Source organism: Streptomyces sp. NBC_00503 (genome assembly GCF_036346895.1).
GTDB lineage: Bacteria > Actinomycetota > Actinomycetes > Streptomycetales > Streptomycetaceae > Streptomyces.
Map to the genome: position 1 here is coordinate 7,608,166 of NZ_CP107855.1, position 16,401 is coordinate 7,624,566.

The window sequence follows — 16,401 nt, forward strand, 5'->3', positions numbered from 1 at the left end:
GTCGGAATCCCAACTGCCGGGCCACCGTCCTGCTGCCTGATACCGAACAGGGCCCTGGGCCGTCTAGTTCGCCCGCGCCCGGAACGTCTGCCGGTACACCATCGGTGCCACCCCGATCGCGTGTGACATGTGCCGTCGCAGTGAGGCGCCCGTACCCAGGCCCGCCTCCTGTGCGATGCGGTCCACCGGCAGGTCGGTGACCTCCAGCAGGCGCCGGGCGTGTTCGACGCGCTGCCGGGTGAGCCACTGGCCGGGGGTCATCCCGACCTCGTCGCGGAACCGGCGCGAGAAGGTCCGTACGCTCATCCCCGCGTGCCGCGCCAGCTCCGCCAGCGCGATCGGGCGACCGAGTCGGGTCAGGGCCCATTCGCGGGTCACGGCGGTGCTCGCCTGCGAAACCTCCGGCACCGGCCGTTCGATGAACTGCGCCTGCCCGCCCTCCCGCCACGGCGGTACGACACACAGCCGGGCGACCCGGTTGGCCACCGCGCTGCCGTGGTCGCGGCGCAGCAGGTGCAGGCAGAGGTCGACTCCGGCGGCGACCCCGGCGGCCGTGAGCACCTGGCCGCCGTCCACGAACAGGACGTCCGCGTCCACCTCGACCTGGGGGAAGGCGCGCTGGAAGTGTTCCGCCTCGTTCCAGTGGGTGGTTGCCCGGCGGCCGTCCAGGAGGCCCGCGGTGGCCAGGACGTAGGAGGCCGTGCACATCGAAACGATCCGTGCGCCGACGGGCAGCCGGGACAGGGTCCGGGCCAGTTCGGCAGGCAGCCACTCCACCGCGCCGGGGTCCGCGCCGTCGGCTCCGGGGCCACAGATGAAGGGCGGGATCACGAGGGTGTCTGCGGTGGCGACCGCCTCGCCGCCGTGCTCGACCGTGATGCTGAAGTCGGCACTGGTGCGGACCGGGCGGCCGTCGAGGCTGCAGGTGAGGATCTCGTAGAGGGGTGCACCGTCCGGGCCTTCGGCCGTACCGAAGATCCGCACCGGAATGGTCATTTCGAAGGGGTAGACCCCGTCGAGGGCCAGGACGACGACCCGGTGGGTCCGCTCAGGAGGCATGGCCGGATCTTTTCACATCGTGTCACTCCGGCCACTCGTCCGCCGGGACGGGGCCCCGCATCCTTGATCACATGACGACGACGAAGACACAGCACCACCCCATGTGGGCCATCACCCAGACCGCCCTCGGCGGCCCCGAAGTGCTCCGCCTCACCGAGACCGCGCGTCCCGAGCCCGGCCCCGCGGAAGTGCTCGTACGGATCCATGCCGCGGCCGTCAACCCCACCGACGTCTGGCACCGCACCACCGGCGGCCTGGCCGGCGCCGACGGTTCGCCCGTCCCGCTCGGGTGGGACCTCTCCGGCACCGTCGAGGCCGTCGGCATCGGCGTCACCCTCTTCCGGCCGGGCGACGAGGTGTTCGGCATGCCCCGCCACCCGGTCCCGGCCGGAACCTACGCCGAGTACGCCACCTCTCCCGCCCGGCACCTCGCGCACAAGCCCGCCGGACTCGACCACGTACAAGCCGCCGCCCTCCCGCTGGCCGCCCTCACCGCCTGGCAGGCCCTGGTGGACACGGCCGGCGTGCGGCCGGGGGAGCGGGTGCTGGTGCACGCGGCGGCCGGGGGAGTGGGGCACCTGGCCGTCCAGATCGCCAAGGCCCGCGGCGCGCACGTCATCGGCACCGCGAGCGCCGCGAAGCACGCCTTCGTCCGTTCGCTCGGCGCCGACGAGGTGATCGACTACCGCACCACCGACTTCGCCGAGGCCGTGTCCGGCATGGACGTCGTCGTGGACACCATCGGCGGCACGTACGGCCCGCGTTCGCTGCGCACCCTGCGCCCCGGCGGCATCGTGGTCTCCCTCGCCTCACCTGGCGAAGCGGCCCTGGCCGAGGAGGCGGCGGCGCTCGGCGTCCGGGCGGTGTTCATGGCCGTGGAGGCCGACCACGCGGGGATGCGGGAGATAGCCGCGCTCGCCGAACGGGGCGAACTGCGCCCGCACATCGCGCAGGTGCTGCCGCTGGCCGAAGCGGGCAGGGCGCACGAGCTCTCGCAATCCGGACGCACCAGCGGCAAGATCGTACTGACCACCGGGGCCACCGCCACCGGCGCCGACGCGATTCGAGGAGCCCGCAAGTGACCACGTACGTACTCGTCCCCGGTGCCTGGCACGGCGCCTGGACCTTCGAGCCGCTCGCCCGCGAACTGCGGAGCCTCGGACACCACGCCTACCCGCTGAGCCTGACCGGACTCGGCAGCCGCAGACACCTGCTGACCCCGTCCGTGAACCTGGACACGCACATCGCGGACGTGGTGAACCTGCTGGAGGACGAGGCGGTCACCGATGCCGTACTGGTCGGCCACAGCTACGGGGGCATGGTCATCACCGGCGCCGCCGACCGGGTCCCGGAGCGCGTGAAGGGGCTGGTGTACGTGGACGCGATGGTCCCCGAGGACGGCCAGTCCACCTGGTCGCTGGTGTCGGACAACGAACGCGAGTGGTACCTCGCCGGCACCGGGGAGAACGGCTACACCAGCGCCCCGCTCCCCTTCTTCGACCCGCGCGCCACCCCGCACCCGCTGGCCTCGCTGCTCCAGGCGGTCCGCCTGGAGGGCGATCTGGCACGCTTCGCCGAGAAGTCGTACGTCTACGCCACGAAGTGGCCGACGCCGTCGCCCTTCACAGAACTGTACGAGCGGCTGAGCGGCTCACCGCAGTGGCGCACGCACGCCGTCGAAAGCGGCCACAACGTCATGCGGGAGGCGCCGGATCAGCTGCTGAAGGTGCTCCTGAGCCACGGCTGACCGGCGTCGACGTGCCGCCGGGCGCGGTGCGAGATCCGGCGGAGGGCCGCCGGGGTTTTGTCCAGGCGGCCGGTTCGCCGTCACGCCCGACGCGGAACCGGTGTACCTGGCAGACTCTTTGACGCCCGATGAGTCTGAGTCGACAGGATGCCCGGTTGTGCGAGCGGGCAACGGGGGTGGTCCAGCGTGACTGGTGAACCGACCATAGGTTGGGGTCCGCAGTATCGAGGAACGCACTCGAGTCCCGAAGTCATGGAGTGCTACGAGCAGTTCGTCTCCACGAGGGATCCGGCGAAGCTGAGCTCCCTGGAATCGCTGGCCATGGCCGCCGGCCTGTCGGGAGACCTGCATGCGCTGGCATCTGCCTATCTGGTGGCGGAACTCCCCATGGAAGGGCTCCCGTTGCTGGAGTTCCTGGCCGACTCCGGTCCGGCGGATCCGGCCGTGCGGTGCGATCTTGCGAGCGCCTACATCCTGATCGGCAGTGTGGAACGGGCGTCGCGAGAGCTGGAGCGCATCCTGGCGGCCTTCCCCGGATTCGCCGCAGCCGACCGTCAACTCGCTGATGTCCGCGTGTGGTTGCAGTGGCGCGTGGCCGAGGTGGACTTTCAGCAGCGCCGGGCCGCCTTCCTGGCCGAGCGCCTCGCCGATGAGGGCGGCGGAATCGACGAGCACATCATGCTGGCAAGGGGCCTCTACCAGCTGGCCCGGATCCCGCGCAGCGGCGTCGACTGGCCGGAGGTCATGGACGCCCTGAACCGGGCGCGCCGCCTCCACGGCGATCACTCACAGGTGCTGGAACTCCTCACGGCGGCGACCCACCAGGCGGGAGCCGAGGCGGAGTGGCACGAGGCGCTGCTCGCCCTGGAACGGGTCGCTCCGCGGTCCGCCATCCTCGATCATTGGCGCTCCGTCTCGACGGCCGTCCTTCCGAACCCGGACCGGTTGCTCGCGGTCGCCTCCTCCGGCACTGAAGACGCACACGGCGCCCTGCGGGATCTCCGGTCGCAGTACCGGCTGTCTCCGAACAACCCGGACATCCAGCGCTGCCTGATGCAGGCAGAGGTCCGCGCGGGGAACGTCGCCGAGGGGCTGTGGCTGGCCGATGGTCTGGCCGCCACCGAGGCGCTCGACTTCTACGGGCACGCTGCCCTGGCGATGGTCTACGGCGTGGCCGGAGACCAACGGATGGACCACCACGCCACCGAGGCCCTGCCCCTCGCGCCGGACGCGGGATCCCGGGCCGCGTTCCAGGCCCAGTACGACAGGGTGCGTGGAACGTGACGCAGACCCAGGACATCATCGAGCGCCTGCTCCTGCTGGACCAGCTCAGCCGTCTGCCTGCTGTCCTCGAAGCCGCGCTGCCCTTCGACGGCCCGGAGCTCCTCGCCGGTCTGCGTGCTCGCGCAGCGACCGCCGAGGCCGGCGGACGGCACGCCGAGGCCGCGTTCCTGCGGTCACTGGTTCCACAGGTGGAAGCGGCGCTCCCGCGCTCGGCTGCGACAGGGGCGGCGCGAGCGCCTGAGACGCCGGCGGAGCTTCTGGACCGCCTGCTCGCCTGCGGCTCCGCCCTCGACCAGTACCTCTTCGCTCGGCGGTACCCGGAACTGGCCCGCGCCTCCTTGCCCCTCCTGCAGGCCTGGTTCGCGGACGCACGCACGGTGGAGAGGGAGCGCCACGCCTCGGCCTGCGCCGTCATCGGCGTGGTCTGGGGCGGACCGAACGAACAGGCCTTCGGCCGGGCGATGTGGGCAGCGCTGCTGCGGCGCCGGGGGGCGCCGCGGGCCGCACGCCGGCACCTCGACCGGGCGCAGCCGGACGGCACGCCGGCCGGGGACACACTGCGGCTCCAACTGTTGACCGCCCGGACGGCGTTGGCCGACGCGGACGGGGAGCTGGAGGAGGCCGTCCGGTTGGCCCGTGAAGGTCTGACAATCGCGACGGCCCACGCAGACATCGTGGCTGCCTGGCTCTGCCATGAAAGGCTCGCCGGATATCTCCGTTCCCTCGGCCGGACCAGTGAGGCGCTGTCCCACGTGAACATCGTCCTGGAGTCGATGCCCGATCACAGGGAAACCGTGGCCAAGCGGTCGGGACTCCTGAACCTGCGCGGCCTGATCCAGGAGGACCTCGGGGAGTACGACCTCGGCGCAGCCGACTTCGCCGCGGCCGGCCTGGCAGCCCAACGCTGCGGGGACGATCGGCTGCGGTTCTCGGCCGTGACGAACGGCGCCGCTTCCCTCTCGAAGGCAGGACGGCAGCGCGAAGCCCTCCAGGCCTTTGAGCAGGTCCTGGCCGAAGCGCGGCGCCATCACGATGACCGCAGGGTGTCGGCCACGCTGAACAACATCGGCCAGATCCGCCTCGCCATGGGCGACGCCGCCGGTGCCCGGGCCGCTTTCCGCGACGCGATCAACGCATCCCGCACCCTGCCGCAGGGCGACAGTGGGGAGCTGATCAGCTGGTTCGGCCTCGCGGACGCGACCTCCGCCCTAGGCGACGTCGACTCGGCCAAACAGCTGTACCTCGTAGCGCTCGCGACGGGAATCACCTCCGGGCACTACGAGACCGCGCTCGGCGACTACCTCCTGCGCGGCCAGAAGTTCGACGACCAGGACCGCGCGGCCCACCTCGGCCTGCTCCAGTCCGCCTTCACCCAGCTCACCTCCTGGCGGCACAGGGCGGCCGTCGGGGCGTTCCTGGCCCGTGAAGTCATCCGCGGGGGCGAGCGCGAGCGGGGGCACCGGCTCTTCACCGACCTCCTCGCGGAGGCCGCCTCCCGCGACCCGGAAGGTCTGGAGTGCCTGCATATCCGGACGCGCTTCGCCTCCGCACTCGCCCACGAACTCGGCCGGCCGCGAGCGGCACTGGCCGAGTACCAGCTGGCACGGCGGCACGTCCAGCGCCTCCTCGCCCGTACGCAGGTGCCCGACCGGCGCGCCGAGCTGGTGAGCGAGCACTTCGGCATCTACGAGGAACTCCTCGGCCTCCTGGTCGGCGCCCCGGAATCCCTCGGGCTCACCGAGAGTGAGGCCTGGCGGCTCGCGTTCGACCTGCACGAGGAGGCGAAGTCGCCGACCACGCTCGCCCACCTGGGGGCGGCCCCGCTGACAACAGACCGGACCGAGGCCCTGCTCGCCGACGCGGCGCCGCCCGAGGGCATGGCCTTCGTATCCTTCTTCTGCGGCACGCGGCACACCTACGTGTTCGTACTCGCCACCCACGCGGAGCTGCGGGCCGAGCGGGTGCGGATCGGCCGGGACGAACTGCAAGGAGCAGCGGACGAACTCCGCCGGATCTTCAACGGCGACCCCCAGAGCTTCCCGCCCCTCGCCCCGCTCAGGCCGCGCGCCCCGCACCGTCGCAGCATCGCCTTCCTCGACGCCCTCGGCCCCCGCCTGACCGCGTTCGCCGAGTTCACCGCGCCGCAGACCCTGATCTGCGTGGCACCCCACGGCCCACTGCACCTCCTGCCACTGCACGCCCTGCCCATGGCGGACGGCGCGCGGCTGGCGACCCGCAACTGCCTGACCTACACCCCGAGCCTGAGCGTGCTGGCACCCGTCCTGCGCCGGCGCACCCCGCTGCGCCGCACAGGCCGGGCCCTGTTCGTCGGCGTAGCCGCACAGGAGGACCCCAACCCCGAGCTCTTCCGGACGGACGGCACGCTGCTGAAGTCGGCGGGCTGGCAGGTCACGGAGCTCACCGGGTCGGACGCGCACTCGTCGGCTGTCCTCCACGCCCTGCGCACCGCGGACGTCGCGCACTTCACCTGCCACGGCTACGCGGACCCGGCCAACCCGATGGAGTCCGGGCTGGTCCTCTCGCCCCTCGGCGCGTCGGCGCCGCCCACAAAGCACATCCGGCGCCTGTCGGTCGCGCAGCGCAGCGCCGTCCTCCTGCGGCCCTCCCAGCTCACCGACCATCCGTCGGTTCCGGCCCTGATCACGCTGCGGGCTTGCTCCTCCGCTTGGCAGGCCGAGACGAACCGCGGCGACGAGTTCGCCGGGCTGACCAGGGCGTTCCTGCAGGCGGGGGCGCGCTCGGTGCTTTCCACGCTCTGGAACGTCAACCAGGAGAGCTCCGGCCTGCAGGTGTCCGCCCTCTACTCACGGATGAAGGCCGATCCGAACACACCCCTCTGGGTCTGCTACTGGCGCGCCCAGCGCGAACTGCTCGATCGGTCGGACGCCCCGTGGCTCACCCACCCCTACCACTTCGCGCCCATGGTGCTGAACGGCGACTGGAGATGACCGTGTCCCTGACCGACCCCCTCGACGACCGAGCCCTGGTGCTCGTCCTCCAGGAACTTACCGAGGAGCTGAGCGACGTCTCGGCGTCCTCGGCGCCCTCACCTCAGCTGAGCGAGTCCGAGGCCCGCGAGGCCATCCGCTCGCTGACGGCCCGGGCCGACCTGGACCGCATCCTGGACGACGAGGCAGCGGCCACGGCCGCCGCCCGCCGCCTCCTCGACGTAGCCCTGGCGGACCCGGCCACCGCACCGGTCGCGGCCCCGATCGCTGCCGACCCGCCAGCGGACGACCAGCTCTCCGTAGAGGCCGCGGGCGCCGGAATCGTCCTGCTGGCGGCCCTGGTCTCCTGGCTGCAGACCAAGGTGGACATCAAGATCCACCGCAAGGACGGCAAGACGGAGTTCCTCTTCCACCTCCGCAAGGCGGCAGCCGACCCCCAGACCCTGAACAGCCTCGCCCGCACCGCGACCCGCGTACTGACGGGCAACGACACCCCGGAACCCTGACCACCCGCCCCGGGGCTTGTCGATTATCGATATGCCCCCTAGTCTCATCCCTATCGATAATCGATAGGGAGGGACGCGGTGAACACACGGCTCACGAGGACTCTGACCTCGGTGACCTTCGGACTGGCGATGCTCTGCGGGCTCGCCTTCATCGGCACAGGGATCACGCACCTGCTCGACGACGGCGACATCTGCGTACAGTCGGAGTTCTGGCGCAACGCCGCGCTGGCACCGGGCGGCCTGCCGGTCGGCAAGGGAGTGGAGGCGTACAGCAGCGCCGCGCGCCTGTGCCAGCACAGCCCTTCCGCGGGCCAGCGCGCCGCCGACCTCGGGATCGAACTGCCGTGGCTGCTGTTCAGCGCCCTAGCGCTGCTGCTCTTCTCCCGGCTGCTCGAAGGCGTCGTGAAGCAGGGGCCGTTCACGGAGACGGTGGCGCGCCGGCTGTCCGTCCTGGGCTGGTTCGTTGCCGTGGGCACGCCGCTGACCGGTCTGGTCACCGGATGGTCCCAGTCCTGGCTGGTGGACAGCATGGCGCCGATCGTGGGCTCCGGGCCGACGGTCTCCGGGCCGCTGGTGCTCGTCCTCGCCGGTCTCGCCGCGGTGGTCATGGGCAGGATCATGCGCGAGGGTGTGCGCATGCGGGAGGACCTCGAAGGGACCATCTGATGCCCGACGAGGAACTCCACTCGGTCCGGATCCACCTCGACCGGCTCCTGGCCGAGCGCGGGATGACGCTGACCGAACTGTCCGCACAGGTGGGCATCACCGTGGTCAACCTGTCCATCCTCAAGAACGGGCGGGCCAAGGCCATCCGCTTCTCGACCCTGTCGAGGATCTGCGAGGTCCTCGGCTGCCAGCCGGGAGACCTCATCACCCACGACCCGTCGAACGGGCCCGGCTGAGCTCGAGCGAGCCTGCCGTGGGGACACCGCTTCCGTGTGAGGTTCGGCAGGGTGGATTTCTAGCCGAAGTAAGCCTTCAGGTGGCTGAGTTCCGCATATCGCGGCTGGTGCTCGGGCCCGTACCTTGCGTCATGTGCGCTGATCAGTTGCGGCTCCGACCTCGTACTGACAGCGTCGTCACTCTTGAAGGAGAACAGCATGGCAACAGGCACGGTGAAGTGGTTCAACGCGGAAAAGGGCTTCGGGTTCATCGCCCAGGACGAGGGCCCGGACGTGTTCGTCCACTTCTCCGCGATCCAGTCGGGGGGCTACCGCTCGCTGGAGGAGAACCAGAAGGTGGAGTTCGAAGTCACCCAGGGCCCCAAGGGCCCCCAGGCCGACAACGTCACGGTCGTCGCCTGACGATCCACGCCTGAGCCCCGCACCACTCCACTGGTGCGGGGGCAAGGGTTCGAGTCGCCCGGGAACCGGCTCAATGGACGCCGCCCCCTGCCGCCTCCCCACTCTCCGGCGGCCCGGACCCTGTCGCAGTCCGGACGAGGTCGGCGACGGCTCTGGACCGGCTGTGCGGCGGCCAGGCGATCACGGTCGTGACCGCGGGAGCGTCCAGCACGGGCACCGCGGCCAGGTCGGCGTGCAGTTGGGACCGGCACGACTCCGGTGAGACCGAGCAGGCCCGGCCGAGCGCGACGAGCTGCAACAACTGCGCATGGTCGCGGACCTGGGGACCGGGACCGGGCAGGTACGTGCCGTCGGGCTCGGGCCAGCGTGGCAGGGGGAGACCTGGCAACCCGGTGATGTCGGCCATGTGCACATGGGCCCGGGCGGTGAGCGGATGCCCGGCCGGCAGGACCACCACCTGGCCCTCCGTGCTGAGCTCTTCGGTGTGGAACCCGGCCGTCGAGTCGAACGGCCGGTGCAGCAGCGCCACGTCGGCCCGGCCCTCGCGCAGGAGTCGTGCCTGCTCGGCCGGGCCGCACAGGATGACCTCGACGGGAACCGCGCCGGGTTCGGCGGCATACGCGTCGAGCAGCTTCGCCAGCAGTTCGCTGGACGCGTTGGCCTTCGTGACCAGGACCAGGCCGGGACGGCCGGTCGCGGGCAGGGCGGCGCGGCGGGTCCGCCGCTCGGCGGCGCTGACCGCGTCGAGGGCCGCCCGGCCCTCGACCAGCAGCACCGAGCCGGCCTCGGTCAGCGTGACCGTGCGACTGGTCCGATCCAGCAGTGCTGTCCCGAGCCGCCGTTCGAGCTGCTGGATCGCCCGTGACAAGGGCGGCTGCGTGATCCCGAGCCGCTGTGCGGCGCGCCCGAAGTGCAGCTCTTCAGCGACGGCGACGAAGTAGCGCAGTTCCCGGGTCTCCATACCGCCACGGTATCCCGGATCAATACCTGGACGGCATCGTTGCCCACCCGATCGGTGTTGGACCCCCGTCGGGGCCGGAGCGCAGCATGGTCCCCATGAGCGAACGAACGATTGCGCTGGTCACCGGCGCCAACAAGGGAATCGGCTACGAGATCGCTGCCGGCCTCGGCGCCCTCGGCTGGAGCATCGGCGTCGGCGCCCGCGACGAACAGCGCCGCAACGCCGCGGTGGATAAACTGCGTGCGGCCGGTGTCGAGGCATTCGGCGTACCCCTGGACGTGACCGACGACGCGAGCGCGACCGCCGCCGCACGGCTGATCGAGGAACGGGCGGGGCGTCTCGACGTGCTCGTCAACAACGCCGCCATCACCGGCGGCATGCCACAGGAACCCACCATGGTCGATCCCGCCACCATCCGGACGGTCGTGGAGACCAACGTGATCGGCGTCGTCCGCGTCACCAACGCGATGCTTCCGCTGCTGCGCCGCTCCGCCTCACCGCGGATCGTGAACATGTCCAGCAGTGTCGGCTCCCTCGCCCGCCAATCAGGACCCGCTGCCGAGCAGACGGCAGGTCCGGTGGCCGCGGCGTACGCGCCGTCGAAGACGTTCCTGAACGCCGTCACCCTCCAGTACGTCCGTGAGCTGAGCGGCACGAACATCCTGATCAACGTCGGCTGCCCCGGCTACGTCGCGACCGACCTCAACGGCTTCCGCGGCCTGCGCACCCCCGAACAGGGCGCGGCGATCGCCGTCAAACTCGCGACCCTGCCCGACAACGGCCCGACCGGCCAGTTCTTCAACGACGCCGGTGTGGTTCCCTGGTGATGTGCAGGACCGCACCGCCCGCCGGGGTTACTGCTTTCCCCGCGCGTCTCCGGCGAGCTTCACGTGGGTCGGCGCGGCCCAACTTTCCGTCACGGGGGCTTGGGTGCGGGGCCGCCGGAGCGGAACTCGCGTGGACGAGTCTGCGGGTGTGTGACAGGACTCCGCGCACCGCGTAGCCGGTGTGTTTCCCAAGCCCCCGTCGGACGGGTGGGTCAGCGCAGTCCGGCGAAGAGGTCGTTCTCGGGCAGGGCTGCGCCGGTGGGGTCCTGGACGCGTACGAAGGTCTCCATGCCCATCAGCTCGCCGAACCTCTCCTTGCCCATCCTGAGGAAGAAGATGTTCTCGCCCTGGCTGGCGTGCGCGGCCAGGGCGTCGAACTTCTGACCGCTGAATGCGGTGGTGTCCACCCAGGTGGTGATCTCGTCGTCGGGGAGGCCGATCTTGGCGAGCGCGGCGGTTTCGGCGGGATCCGGCTCGGGCATGTCCTCCTGGAACTCGCGCATGATCTCGCCGAAGCGCTGCATCGCCGAGCGGGGCATCGTCGTCCAGTACACCTTCGGCGTCAGCTCGGTCATCTCCAGCGCAGCCATCGTGATGCGGTGGGCCTGGATGTGGTCGGGGTGGCCGTAGAAGCCGTTCTCGTCGTAGGTGACGACCACGTCGGGCTGGTAGTGCCGCATGAGTTCCGCGAGTCGGGCGGCGCCTTTCTCCACGGGCGTCTGCCAGAAGGCTCCGGGGGCGTCGTTGCTCTGCCAGCCCATCATTCCGGAGTCGGCGTAGTCCAGCGTCTCCAGGTCGCTGATCTTCAGGACGTCGCGGCTCGCTTCGAGCTCTTGACGGCGCATCAGGGCGATGGCCGCCGGATCGTGCCCGGGATCGCCCGGCTTGACACCGCCCGGTCCGTCACCGCAACCGCCGTCGGTACACGTCACGAGCACCGTGCGGATGCCTTCCGCCGCGTACCGGGCGAGGACCCCTCCGGTTCCGGTGGCCTCGTCATCGGGGTGGGCGTGTACTGCCATGAGCGTCAAGGGCCGGTCGGTCATGAAACATTCCTCCTGCGGAATTACGTGTTGGTACGAGTGTGCGGCGGTTGTACCGCGGTCCTGGGGTCCGGTCCGGATCCTGGTGGGGCGGGCGGCCGGGTGGCCTCCGCGTACCCCGCCCGTCCGGCGCCGGTCCCTTTGTAGATGCAACCGTGCCGAACGGGTCGGCTGTTCCCGGCGCGGCGTTCGACGAGCCAACAGGCTGCCCTGCGGGAACACTGCCACTTCCGGGCGGGTCCGGGGCGGCTCGGACGCGTGAGCCGTGCCTTCGCCGTCTTTCGGCCGTTGATGCCGTCATGAGGAGAACGATCTACGTGACCGCGGTGGGGCTCGTACTGGCCGTTGCCGCGCCGGCCCATGCGAGCGGCGGGGCCAACAAGGGGCCGGTCGGTGTCGGCGTGGTGGGTGACGGCCTGGAGGTGCGGGAGGTCCGGGCCGTCCTGACGGGCTGGTATCCGGGTGCCCGTGCCGAGAGCTTCGTCGTACGGGGTGGCAAGCGGATCCAGACCCTGGGCGGGTGGAAGGCGGCTTCGTCCGAGCAGATCGCGCAGTCCAAGTTCGAGATCGTCTCGTGGCCCATGCGGCGGACCTTCCGGCACGGTGACCGGATCTGTGCGCGTTTCGAGCACCGCGCCGAGCGTCCGTGCGTCACGGTGCAACGCTGATCTCGCTCTCGCGCGGGATGCCTACGACGCATCGCATGATCATCCGCGTGGCTGGAATTCGTACCAACAAGCGGAACCTGTAACCTTGTTCGTTCGTCTTGCAGCCCGGATCGGTCAGCGGCGCTGGCCGCCACGACTCACGGGGAGAGCACGGTGGACGTCCGCTCGGCGTTCGTGCTCCCTCCCTGCACCGCACCGTTCGAGAGGTCTTCGCCATGTCCGTGGTCACTCCCCGATTCAACGTCCTGTCCGAGGACTTCGCTGCTGACCCCTACCGGTACTTCGCCCAGTTGAGGGAGCAGGCGCCGGTGCACCACGAGCCGGAGATCGACTGCTACTTCGTCTCCCGCCACGAGGACGTGAGGCGGGTGCTGAGCGACCACGACGCCTTCACCACCGAGAACCTGCAGGCGCGCGCCGAGCCGGTGATGCGCGGGCCGATCCTCGCGCAGATGACCGGGGCCGAGCACACCGCCAAGCGGAAGACCGTCGTACGGGGCCTCACGGGCCGGGCGCTCCAGGACCGGATTCCCGCCATCCGCGCCAACGCCGAAGAGATCTTGGCCCCGTTCCTTCCCGTGGGCCGGATGGACCTGCTGAACGATTTCGGCAAGCCCTTCGCCGTGCACGTGACGCTCGACGTCCTCGGCCTCGACAGGGCGGACTGGCAGCGGGTCGCCGACTGGCACAGCGGGATCGCCGAGTTCGTCACCAGCCTGACCCTCACCCCCGAGCGCCGCCGCCACTGCCTGGACTGCGCCGAGCAGTTGGAGGCCTACCTCCTGCCCGTGATCCAGGAGCGGCGCCGCCGGCCCGGCGAGGACCTGATATCGAAGCTGTGCACCGCCGAGTACGACGGCGCCGTCATGAGCGATCGTGAGGTCACCGGGCTGATCATCAATGTGCTGGTGGCCTCCACCGAGCCCGCGGACAAGACGCTCGCCCTGCTCTTCAAGCATCTGCTCGACCATCCGGAGCAGTTGGCGCAGGTCCGCCGGGACCCGGAGCTGCTGGGCGCCGCGATTGCAGAAACGTTGCGCCACACCCCGCCGGTCCAGCTCGTTCCCCGCCAGGCGGAGGGGGACGCCGTGTTCGACGGCGGCACCGTCCCGGCGGGCGCCACCGTCTTCTGCATGATCGGCGCGGCCAACCGCGACCCCGACGCGTTCACCGACCCGGACGTCTTCGACATCCACCGCCCCGACCTGGGAACCGCCCGCTCCTTCACCGCGGCCGCCCAGCACCTGTCCTTCGGCACCGGGCTCCACCAGTGCGTCGGCGCCGCCTTCGCGCGCGCCGAGATCGAGACCGTCGCCGCGATGCTCCTGCCGCTGCTCGGCCAGGTCCGTTACAGCCCCGGCTTCCGTTACCGGGAGACCGGCCTGTACACCCGCGGCCCTGCCTCGCTGTTGCTGGACTTCACCCCCGTCCACTGAGACGGCGCCGGCGTTCCGCCACCGCCCCCATTGCCCCACACCCCCCACCCTCCGCAGGAGAACCCCCGTATGACACCGACCGACATCACCCGGGCCATCAACGATCTGCTGTTCACCCCGGGCCTCGGCCTCGAGGAGGCCATCGACCGGCACTTCACCGCCGACTACCGCCAGCGCACCAACGGCGTGTGGAGTGACCGGGCCTCCTTCGCCCAGCACATGACCCGCCTGCGTTCCCTGATCCGCAGCGGACACATAGAGGTCCACGACGAACTCCGCGACGGGCTGCGGTACGCCGACCGCCACACCGTCACCCTCGGACACCACGACGGCCACACCTCCCGCACCGAGGTCTACCTCTTCGCCCACCTCGCCCCCGACGGCCGGTTCCGGTGCGTCGAGGAGACCACCCTCCTGGTGACCGGCCGCACCGACGACCAGAACCTCGGGCTCATCACCTGAGCCGTACGGGCCTGCGGGCCCCGGCCACCGCCATGCGTGCCCCGCGCCCATGGCTGCCACCGCGAGGCCCTGACCGTGCCCGCGCAGATGGCTGTCCCGTACTGGAACAAAGGAAATGAGAACCGCCATGGTGTCCGTGGGGGAAAGACTGAGCAGGGCGCGCGTACAGGCCTTCATCGGCCGGGACGAGCAACTGGCGCGCTTCGGGGAGGCTTTGGACCGCGACCCGCAGGCACCGTTCGCGTTCTACGTGTACGGGCCGGGCGGCATCGGGAAGTCGACGCTGCTGCGGCGTCTGGCGGACCACGCGCGTGCGGCCGGCCGGCCGCTCGTCGAACTCGACGGCCGGTTCGTCAGCCGCGACCCCGCCGATTTCGAGCAGGCTGCCCGTCCGTTCCTGGACGCTGCGGGCACGGTGCTGTTCGTGGACTCCTTCGAGCACTGCCAGTGGCTGGAGAGCTGGCTGTGGCACCACTTCCTGCCCCGCGCCGCGGACGACACCCTCGTCGTCCTGTCCGGCCGGCGTGCTCCGCAGCCGCAGTGGACCGCCGACCCCGCCTGGTCCCGGCTCCTGCACGTCAGCGAACTGGAGGCGTTCTCCGAGGAGCAGGCCCGGAACCTGCTGACGGCGGCGCAGATCCGGCCCGAGATCCGGGACAGGGTACTGCGCTTCGCCGGCGGCAACCCGCTGGCCCTGTCGCTGGCCGCCGCGGCGGGATCCGGGGGCTTCGACAACCAGGAGGTCTGGGCCCCCACGGCGGACGTCCTGCGCACCCTGCTGGCGGGGCTGATAGGGGAGGTGCCGACGGCGGCGCACCGCCGCGCGCTGGAGGTGGCGGCGCAGGCCCACTCGACGTCCGAGGAACTGCTGGCCTCGGTGCTGCCCGGGGAGGACGTCCATCCGCTCTTCTCCTGGCTGCGGGACCTGCCGTTCATGGAGTCCACTCACCGGGGGCTGTACCCGCACGACGCCGCGCGCGAGACGCTGGCCGCCGATCTGCGCTGGCGGGCGCCCAACGCCTTCGAGTCGATACGCCGGCGCCTGGCGGACGAGTACCTGCGCATCCTGCGCGAGGCGCCGCAGGAGCGGGTGTGGACGGTCACCGACGACCTGTTCTACCTCTTCCGGGAGGGCGAGACCCTGGCCCGGCTGCGGTCCTGGTCCCGCGAGGAGGAAGTGCACGACCGTCCTCTCCACCAGGACGACATCGATGTCGTCCTGCGGATGGCCGAGGAGACCGAGGGGCCCGCCTCCGCGGAACTGGTCCGGTACTGGGCCCAGCGCCAGCCGGAGGCCTTCAGCGTCTACCGGCTCGTGGACACCGGGCGGGTCGTGGCCTTCACGGCCCGGCTGGCACTGCCCGCCCCGGCCGACCCGCAGGACGTGGCCACCGATCCGGTCGTGGCTGCCGCGTGGCAGTACACCGAGGCCATCGCTCCGGTGAGCCCCGGCGAACACATCGGCGTCAGCCGCTTCTCGATCTACCCCGAGCACTACCAGGTTCCCTCGCGCGTCACCGACCTGAGCAGCTCCCGGGCCCAGGCGGAGGCGGCCCGGGCCCGCGGCCGCGCCTTCGGCTTCGCCGTCTTCCGGGACGCGGAGACCTGGGGTGCGCGCGTCAAGGGGACCCTCGAGGACACCGGTGCGCGCCCGCGGGTCGGCGAGTACACCTACGGGCTCTTCGGTGTCGACTGGCGTCATCTGCCGGTGGAGGCATGGCTCATGAACTTCATATCGGCCACGAAGGCCCCCGTCCTGGCCAGTCCGCCGCCCGTCTCGCGCAGTGCGTTCGACCAGGCCGTGCGCGAGGCGCTGGCGCACTGGCGCGACCCGGGCGCGTTCGCCGCGTGTGCGCTGATGCGCACCCGGCTCGCGGCCGACTTCTCCGATCCGGTGGGGGAGTTGCGCGACCTGCTCCACCAGGCCGTCGAGGATCTCGCCGGTGACCCGCGCGGTGTGCGGGCCCGCGACGCGCTCGCGGCCGGCCATTTCACCGGTGCGCCCACCCAGGAGGCCGCCGCCCGCCGTCTGGGTCTGCCGTACGGGACCTACCGCCGACATGTGCGTCAGGGGCTGGACCTGCTCTGCGAGGCGCTGTGGCAGCGGGAGTTGGAGGAACCGGGGTAGCAGCGGC

At 71.0% G+C, this 16,401-nt stretch carries 16 protein-coding genes; 13 read left to right on the forward strand and 3 right to left on the reverse strand.

From position 1 onward, the window contains the following. Positions 1–63: 63 nt before the first annotated feature. Positions 64–1,059: a GlxA family transcriptional regulator gene (locus tag OG490_RS34675; RefSeq protein WP_330300244.1), complete on the reverse strand. Its 996-nt coding sequence runs from the start codon at positions 1,057–1,059 to the stop codon at positions 64–66. Positions 1,060–1,130: 71 nt separating this feature from the next. Between OG490_RS34675 and OG490_RS34680 the strand changes: the two genes are divergently transcribed. From OG490_RS34680 to OG490_RS34715, 8 genes are all read left to right on the forward strand, one after another. Next, positions 1,131–2,141 carry an NADP-dependent oxidoreductase gene (locus tag OG490_RS34680; protein WP_330300245.1) on the forward strand — a complete coding sequence of 337 codons (1,011 nt, stop codon included), beginning with the start codon at positions 1,131–1,133 and terminating at the stop codon, positions 2,139–2,141. Further along, positions 2,138–2,806 carry an alpha/beta fold hydrolase gene (locus tag OG490_RS34685; RefSeq protein WP_330300246.1) on the forward strand — a complete coding sequence of 223 codons (669 nt, stop codon included), beginning with the start codon at positions 2,138–2,140 and terminating at the stop codon, positions 2,804–2,806. The genes OG490_RS34680 and OG490_RS34685 overlap by 4 nt, the downstream gene beginning before the upstream one ends. Before the next feature lie 252 nt (positions 2,807–3,058). After that, positions 3,059–4,090, forward strand: a complete 1,032-nt coding sequence (locus OG490_RS34690) for a tetratricopeptide repeat protein (RefSeq protein ID WP_330300247.1) — start codon at positions 3,059–3,061, stop codon at positions 4,088–4,090. Continuing rightward, a complete protein-coding gene (locus OG490_RS34695; RefSeq protein WP_330300248.1) occupies positions 4,087–7,059 on the forward strand; it encodes a CHAT domain-containing protein in 2,973 nt (990 codons plus the stop codon). The genes OG490_RS34690 and OG490_RS34695 overlap by 4 nt, the downstream gene beginning before the upstream one ends. Positions 7,060–7,061: 2 nt before the next feature. Then, positions 7,062–7,565, forward strand: a complete 504-nt coding sequence (locus tag OG490_RS34700) for a hypothetical protein (protein ID WP_330300249.1) — start codon at positions 7,062–7,064, stop codon at positions 7,563–7,565. A gap of 78 nt (positions 7,566–7,643) precedes the next feature. Continuing rightward, positions 7,644–8,231: a DUF2975 domain-containing protein gene (locus OG490_RS34705; RefSeq protein WP_330300250.1), complete on the forward strand. Its 588-nt coding sequence runs from the start codon at positions 7,644–7,646 to the stop codon at positions 8,229–8,231. Continuing rightward, positions 8,231–8,467, forward strand: a complete 237-nt coding sequence (locus OG490_RS34710) for a helix-turn-helix domain-containing protein (RefSeq protein ID WP_330300251.1) — start codon at positions 8,231–8,233, stop codon at positions 8,465–8,467. The genes OG490_RS34705 and OG490_RS34710 overlap by 1 nt, the downstream gene beginning before the upstream one ends. A gap of 198 nt (positions 8,468–8,665) precedes the next feature. Next, on the forward strand, positions 8,666–8,869 hold the full coding sequence (locus tag OG490_RS34715) for a cold-shock protein (RefSeq protein WP_330300252.1): 204 nt from the start codon (positions 8,666–8,668) through the stop codon (positions 8,867–8,869). Between the two features lie 70 nt (positions 8,870–8,939). Here the strand turns inward: OG490_RS34715 and OG490_RS34720 are convergent, their stop codons facing one another. Further along, entirely contained in the window at positions 8,940–9,830 is an 891-nt protein-coding gene (locus OG490_RS34720; RefSeq protein WP_330300253.1) for a LysR family transcriptional regulator, read from the reverse strand. Positions 9,831–9,925: 95 nt separating this feature from the next. Between OG490_RS34720 and OG490_RS34725 the strand changes: the two genes are divergently transcribed. Then, the gene (locus OG490_RS34725; RefSeq protein WP_330300254.1) at positions 9,926–10,657 is read left to right on the forward strand and encodes an SDR family NAD(P)-dependent oxidoreductase; all 732 of its coding nucleotides are present in this window, start codon (positions 9,926–9,928) and stop codon (positions 10,655–10,657) included. Between the two features lie 212 nt (positions 10,658–10,869). Here OG490_RS34725 and OG490_RS34730 read toward each other — a convergent pair whose 3' ends face one another. Then, positions 10,870–11,703, reverse strand: a complete 834-nt coding sequence (locus OG490_RS34730; RefSeq protein WP_330300255.1) for a PIG-L family deacetylase — start codon at positions 11,701–11,703, stop codon at positions 10,870–10,872. 296 nt (positions 11,704–11,999) lie between these two features. On the opposite strand from OG490_RS34730, the gene OG490_RS34735 reads away from it, so the two are divergent. The 4 genes from OG490_RS34735 (at position 12,000) to OG490_RS34750 (ending at position 16,394) form a co-directional block, all read left to right on the forward strand. Further along, complete coding sequence (locus OG490_RS34735) at positions 12,000–12,368, forward strand: hypothetical protein (RefSeq protein WP_330300256.1); 369 nt, start codon at positions 12,000–12,002, stop codon at positions 12,366–12,368. 215 nt (positions 12,369–12,583) lie between these two features. Beyond that, the gene (locus OG490_RS34740; RefSeq protein ID WP_330300257.1) at positions 12,584–13,804 is read left to right on the forward strand and encodes a cytochrome P450, cyclodipeptide synthase-associated; all 1,221 of its coding nucleotides are present in this window, start codon (positions 12,584–12,586) and stop codon (positions 13,802–13,804) included. Between the two features lie 69 nt (positions 13,805–13,873). Beyond that, complete coding sequence (locus OG490_RS34745) at positions 13,874–14,266, forward strand: nuclear transport factor 2 family protein (protein ID WP_330300258.1); 393 nt, start codon at positions 13,874–13,876, stop codon at positions 14,264–14,266. A gap of 136 nt (positions 14,267–14,402) precedes the next feature. Next, positions 14,403–16,394, forward strand: coding sequence for an ATP-binding protein (locus OG490_RS34750; RefSeq protein ID WP_330300259.1), 1,992 nt, complete (start codon positions 14,403–14,405; stop codon positions 16,392–16,394). Positions 16,395–16,401 lie beyond the last annotated feature (7 nt).

Coding starts and splice junctions, on each gene's coding strand:
- OG490_RS34675 (WP_330300244.1), bottom strand. CDS start 1,059: ATGCCTCCTGAGCGGACCCACCGGGTCGTCGTCCTGGCCCTCGACGGG.
- OG490_RS34680 (WP_330300245.1), top strand. CDS start 1,131: ATGACGACGACGAAGACACAGCACCACCCCATGTGGGCCATCACCCAG.
- OG490_RS34690 (WP_330300247.1), top strand. CDS start 3,059: ATGGAGTGCTACGAGCAGTTCGTCTCCACGAGGGATCCGGCGAAGCTG.
- OG490_RS34710 (WP_330300251.1), top strand. CDS start 8,231: ATGCCCGACGAGGAACTCCACTCGGTCCGGATCCACCTCGACCGGCTC.
- OG490_RS34715 (WP_330300252.1), top strand. CDS start 8,666: ATGGCAACAGGCACGGTGAAGTGGTTCAACGCGGAAAAGGGCTTCGGG.
- OG490_RS34720 (WP_330300253.1), bottom strand. CDS start 9,830: ATGGAGACCCGGGAACTGCGCTACTTCGTCGCCGTCGCTGAAGAGCTG.
- OG490_RS34725 (WP_330300254.1), top strand. CDS start 9,926: ATGAGCGAACGAACGATTGCGCTGGTCACCGGCGCCAACAAGGGAATC.
- OG490_RS34730 (WP_330300255.1), bottom strand. CDS start 11,703: ATGACCGACCGGCCCTTGACGCTCATGGCAGTACACGCCCACCCCGAT.
- OG490_RS34735 (WP_330300256.1), top strand. CDS start 12,000: ATGAGGAGAACGATCTACGTGACCGCGGTGGGGCTCGTACTGGCCGTT.
- OG490_RS34740 (WP_330300257.1), top strand. CDS start 12,584: ATGTCCGTGGTCACTCCCCGATTCAACGTCCTGTCCGAGGACTTCGCT.
- OG490_RS34745 (WP_330300258.1), top strand. CDS start 13,874: ATGACACCGACCGACATCACCCGGGCCATCAACGATCTGCTGTTCACC.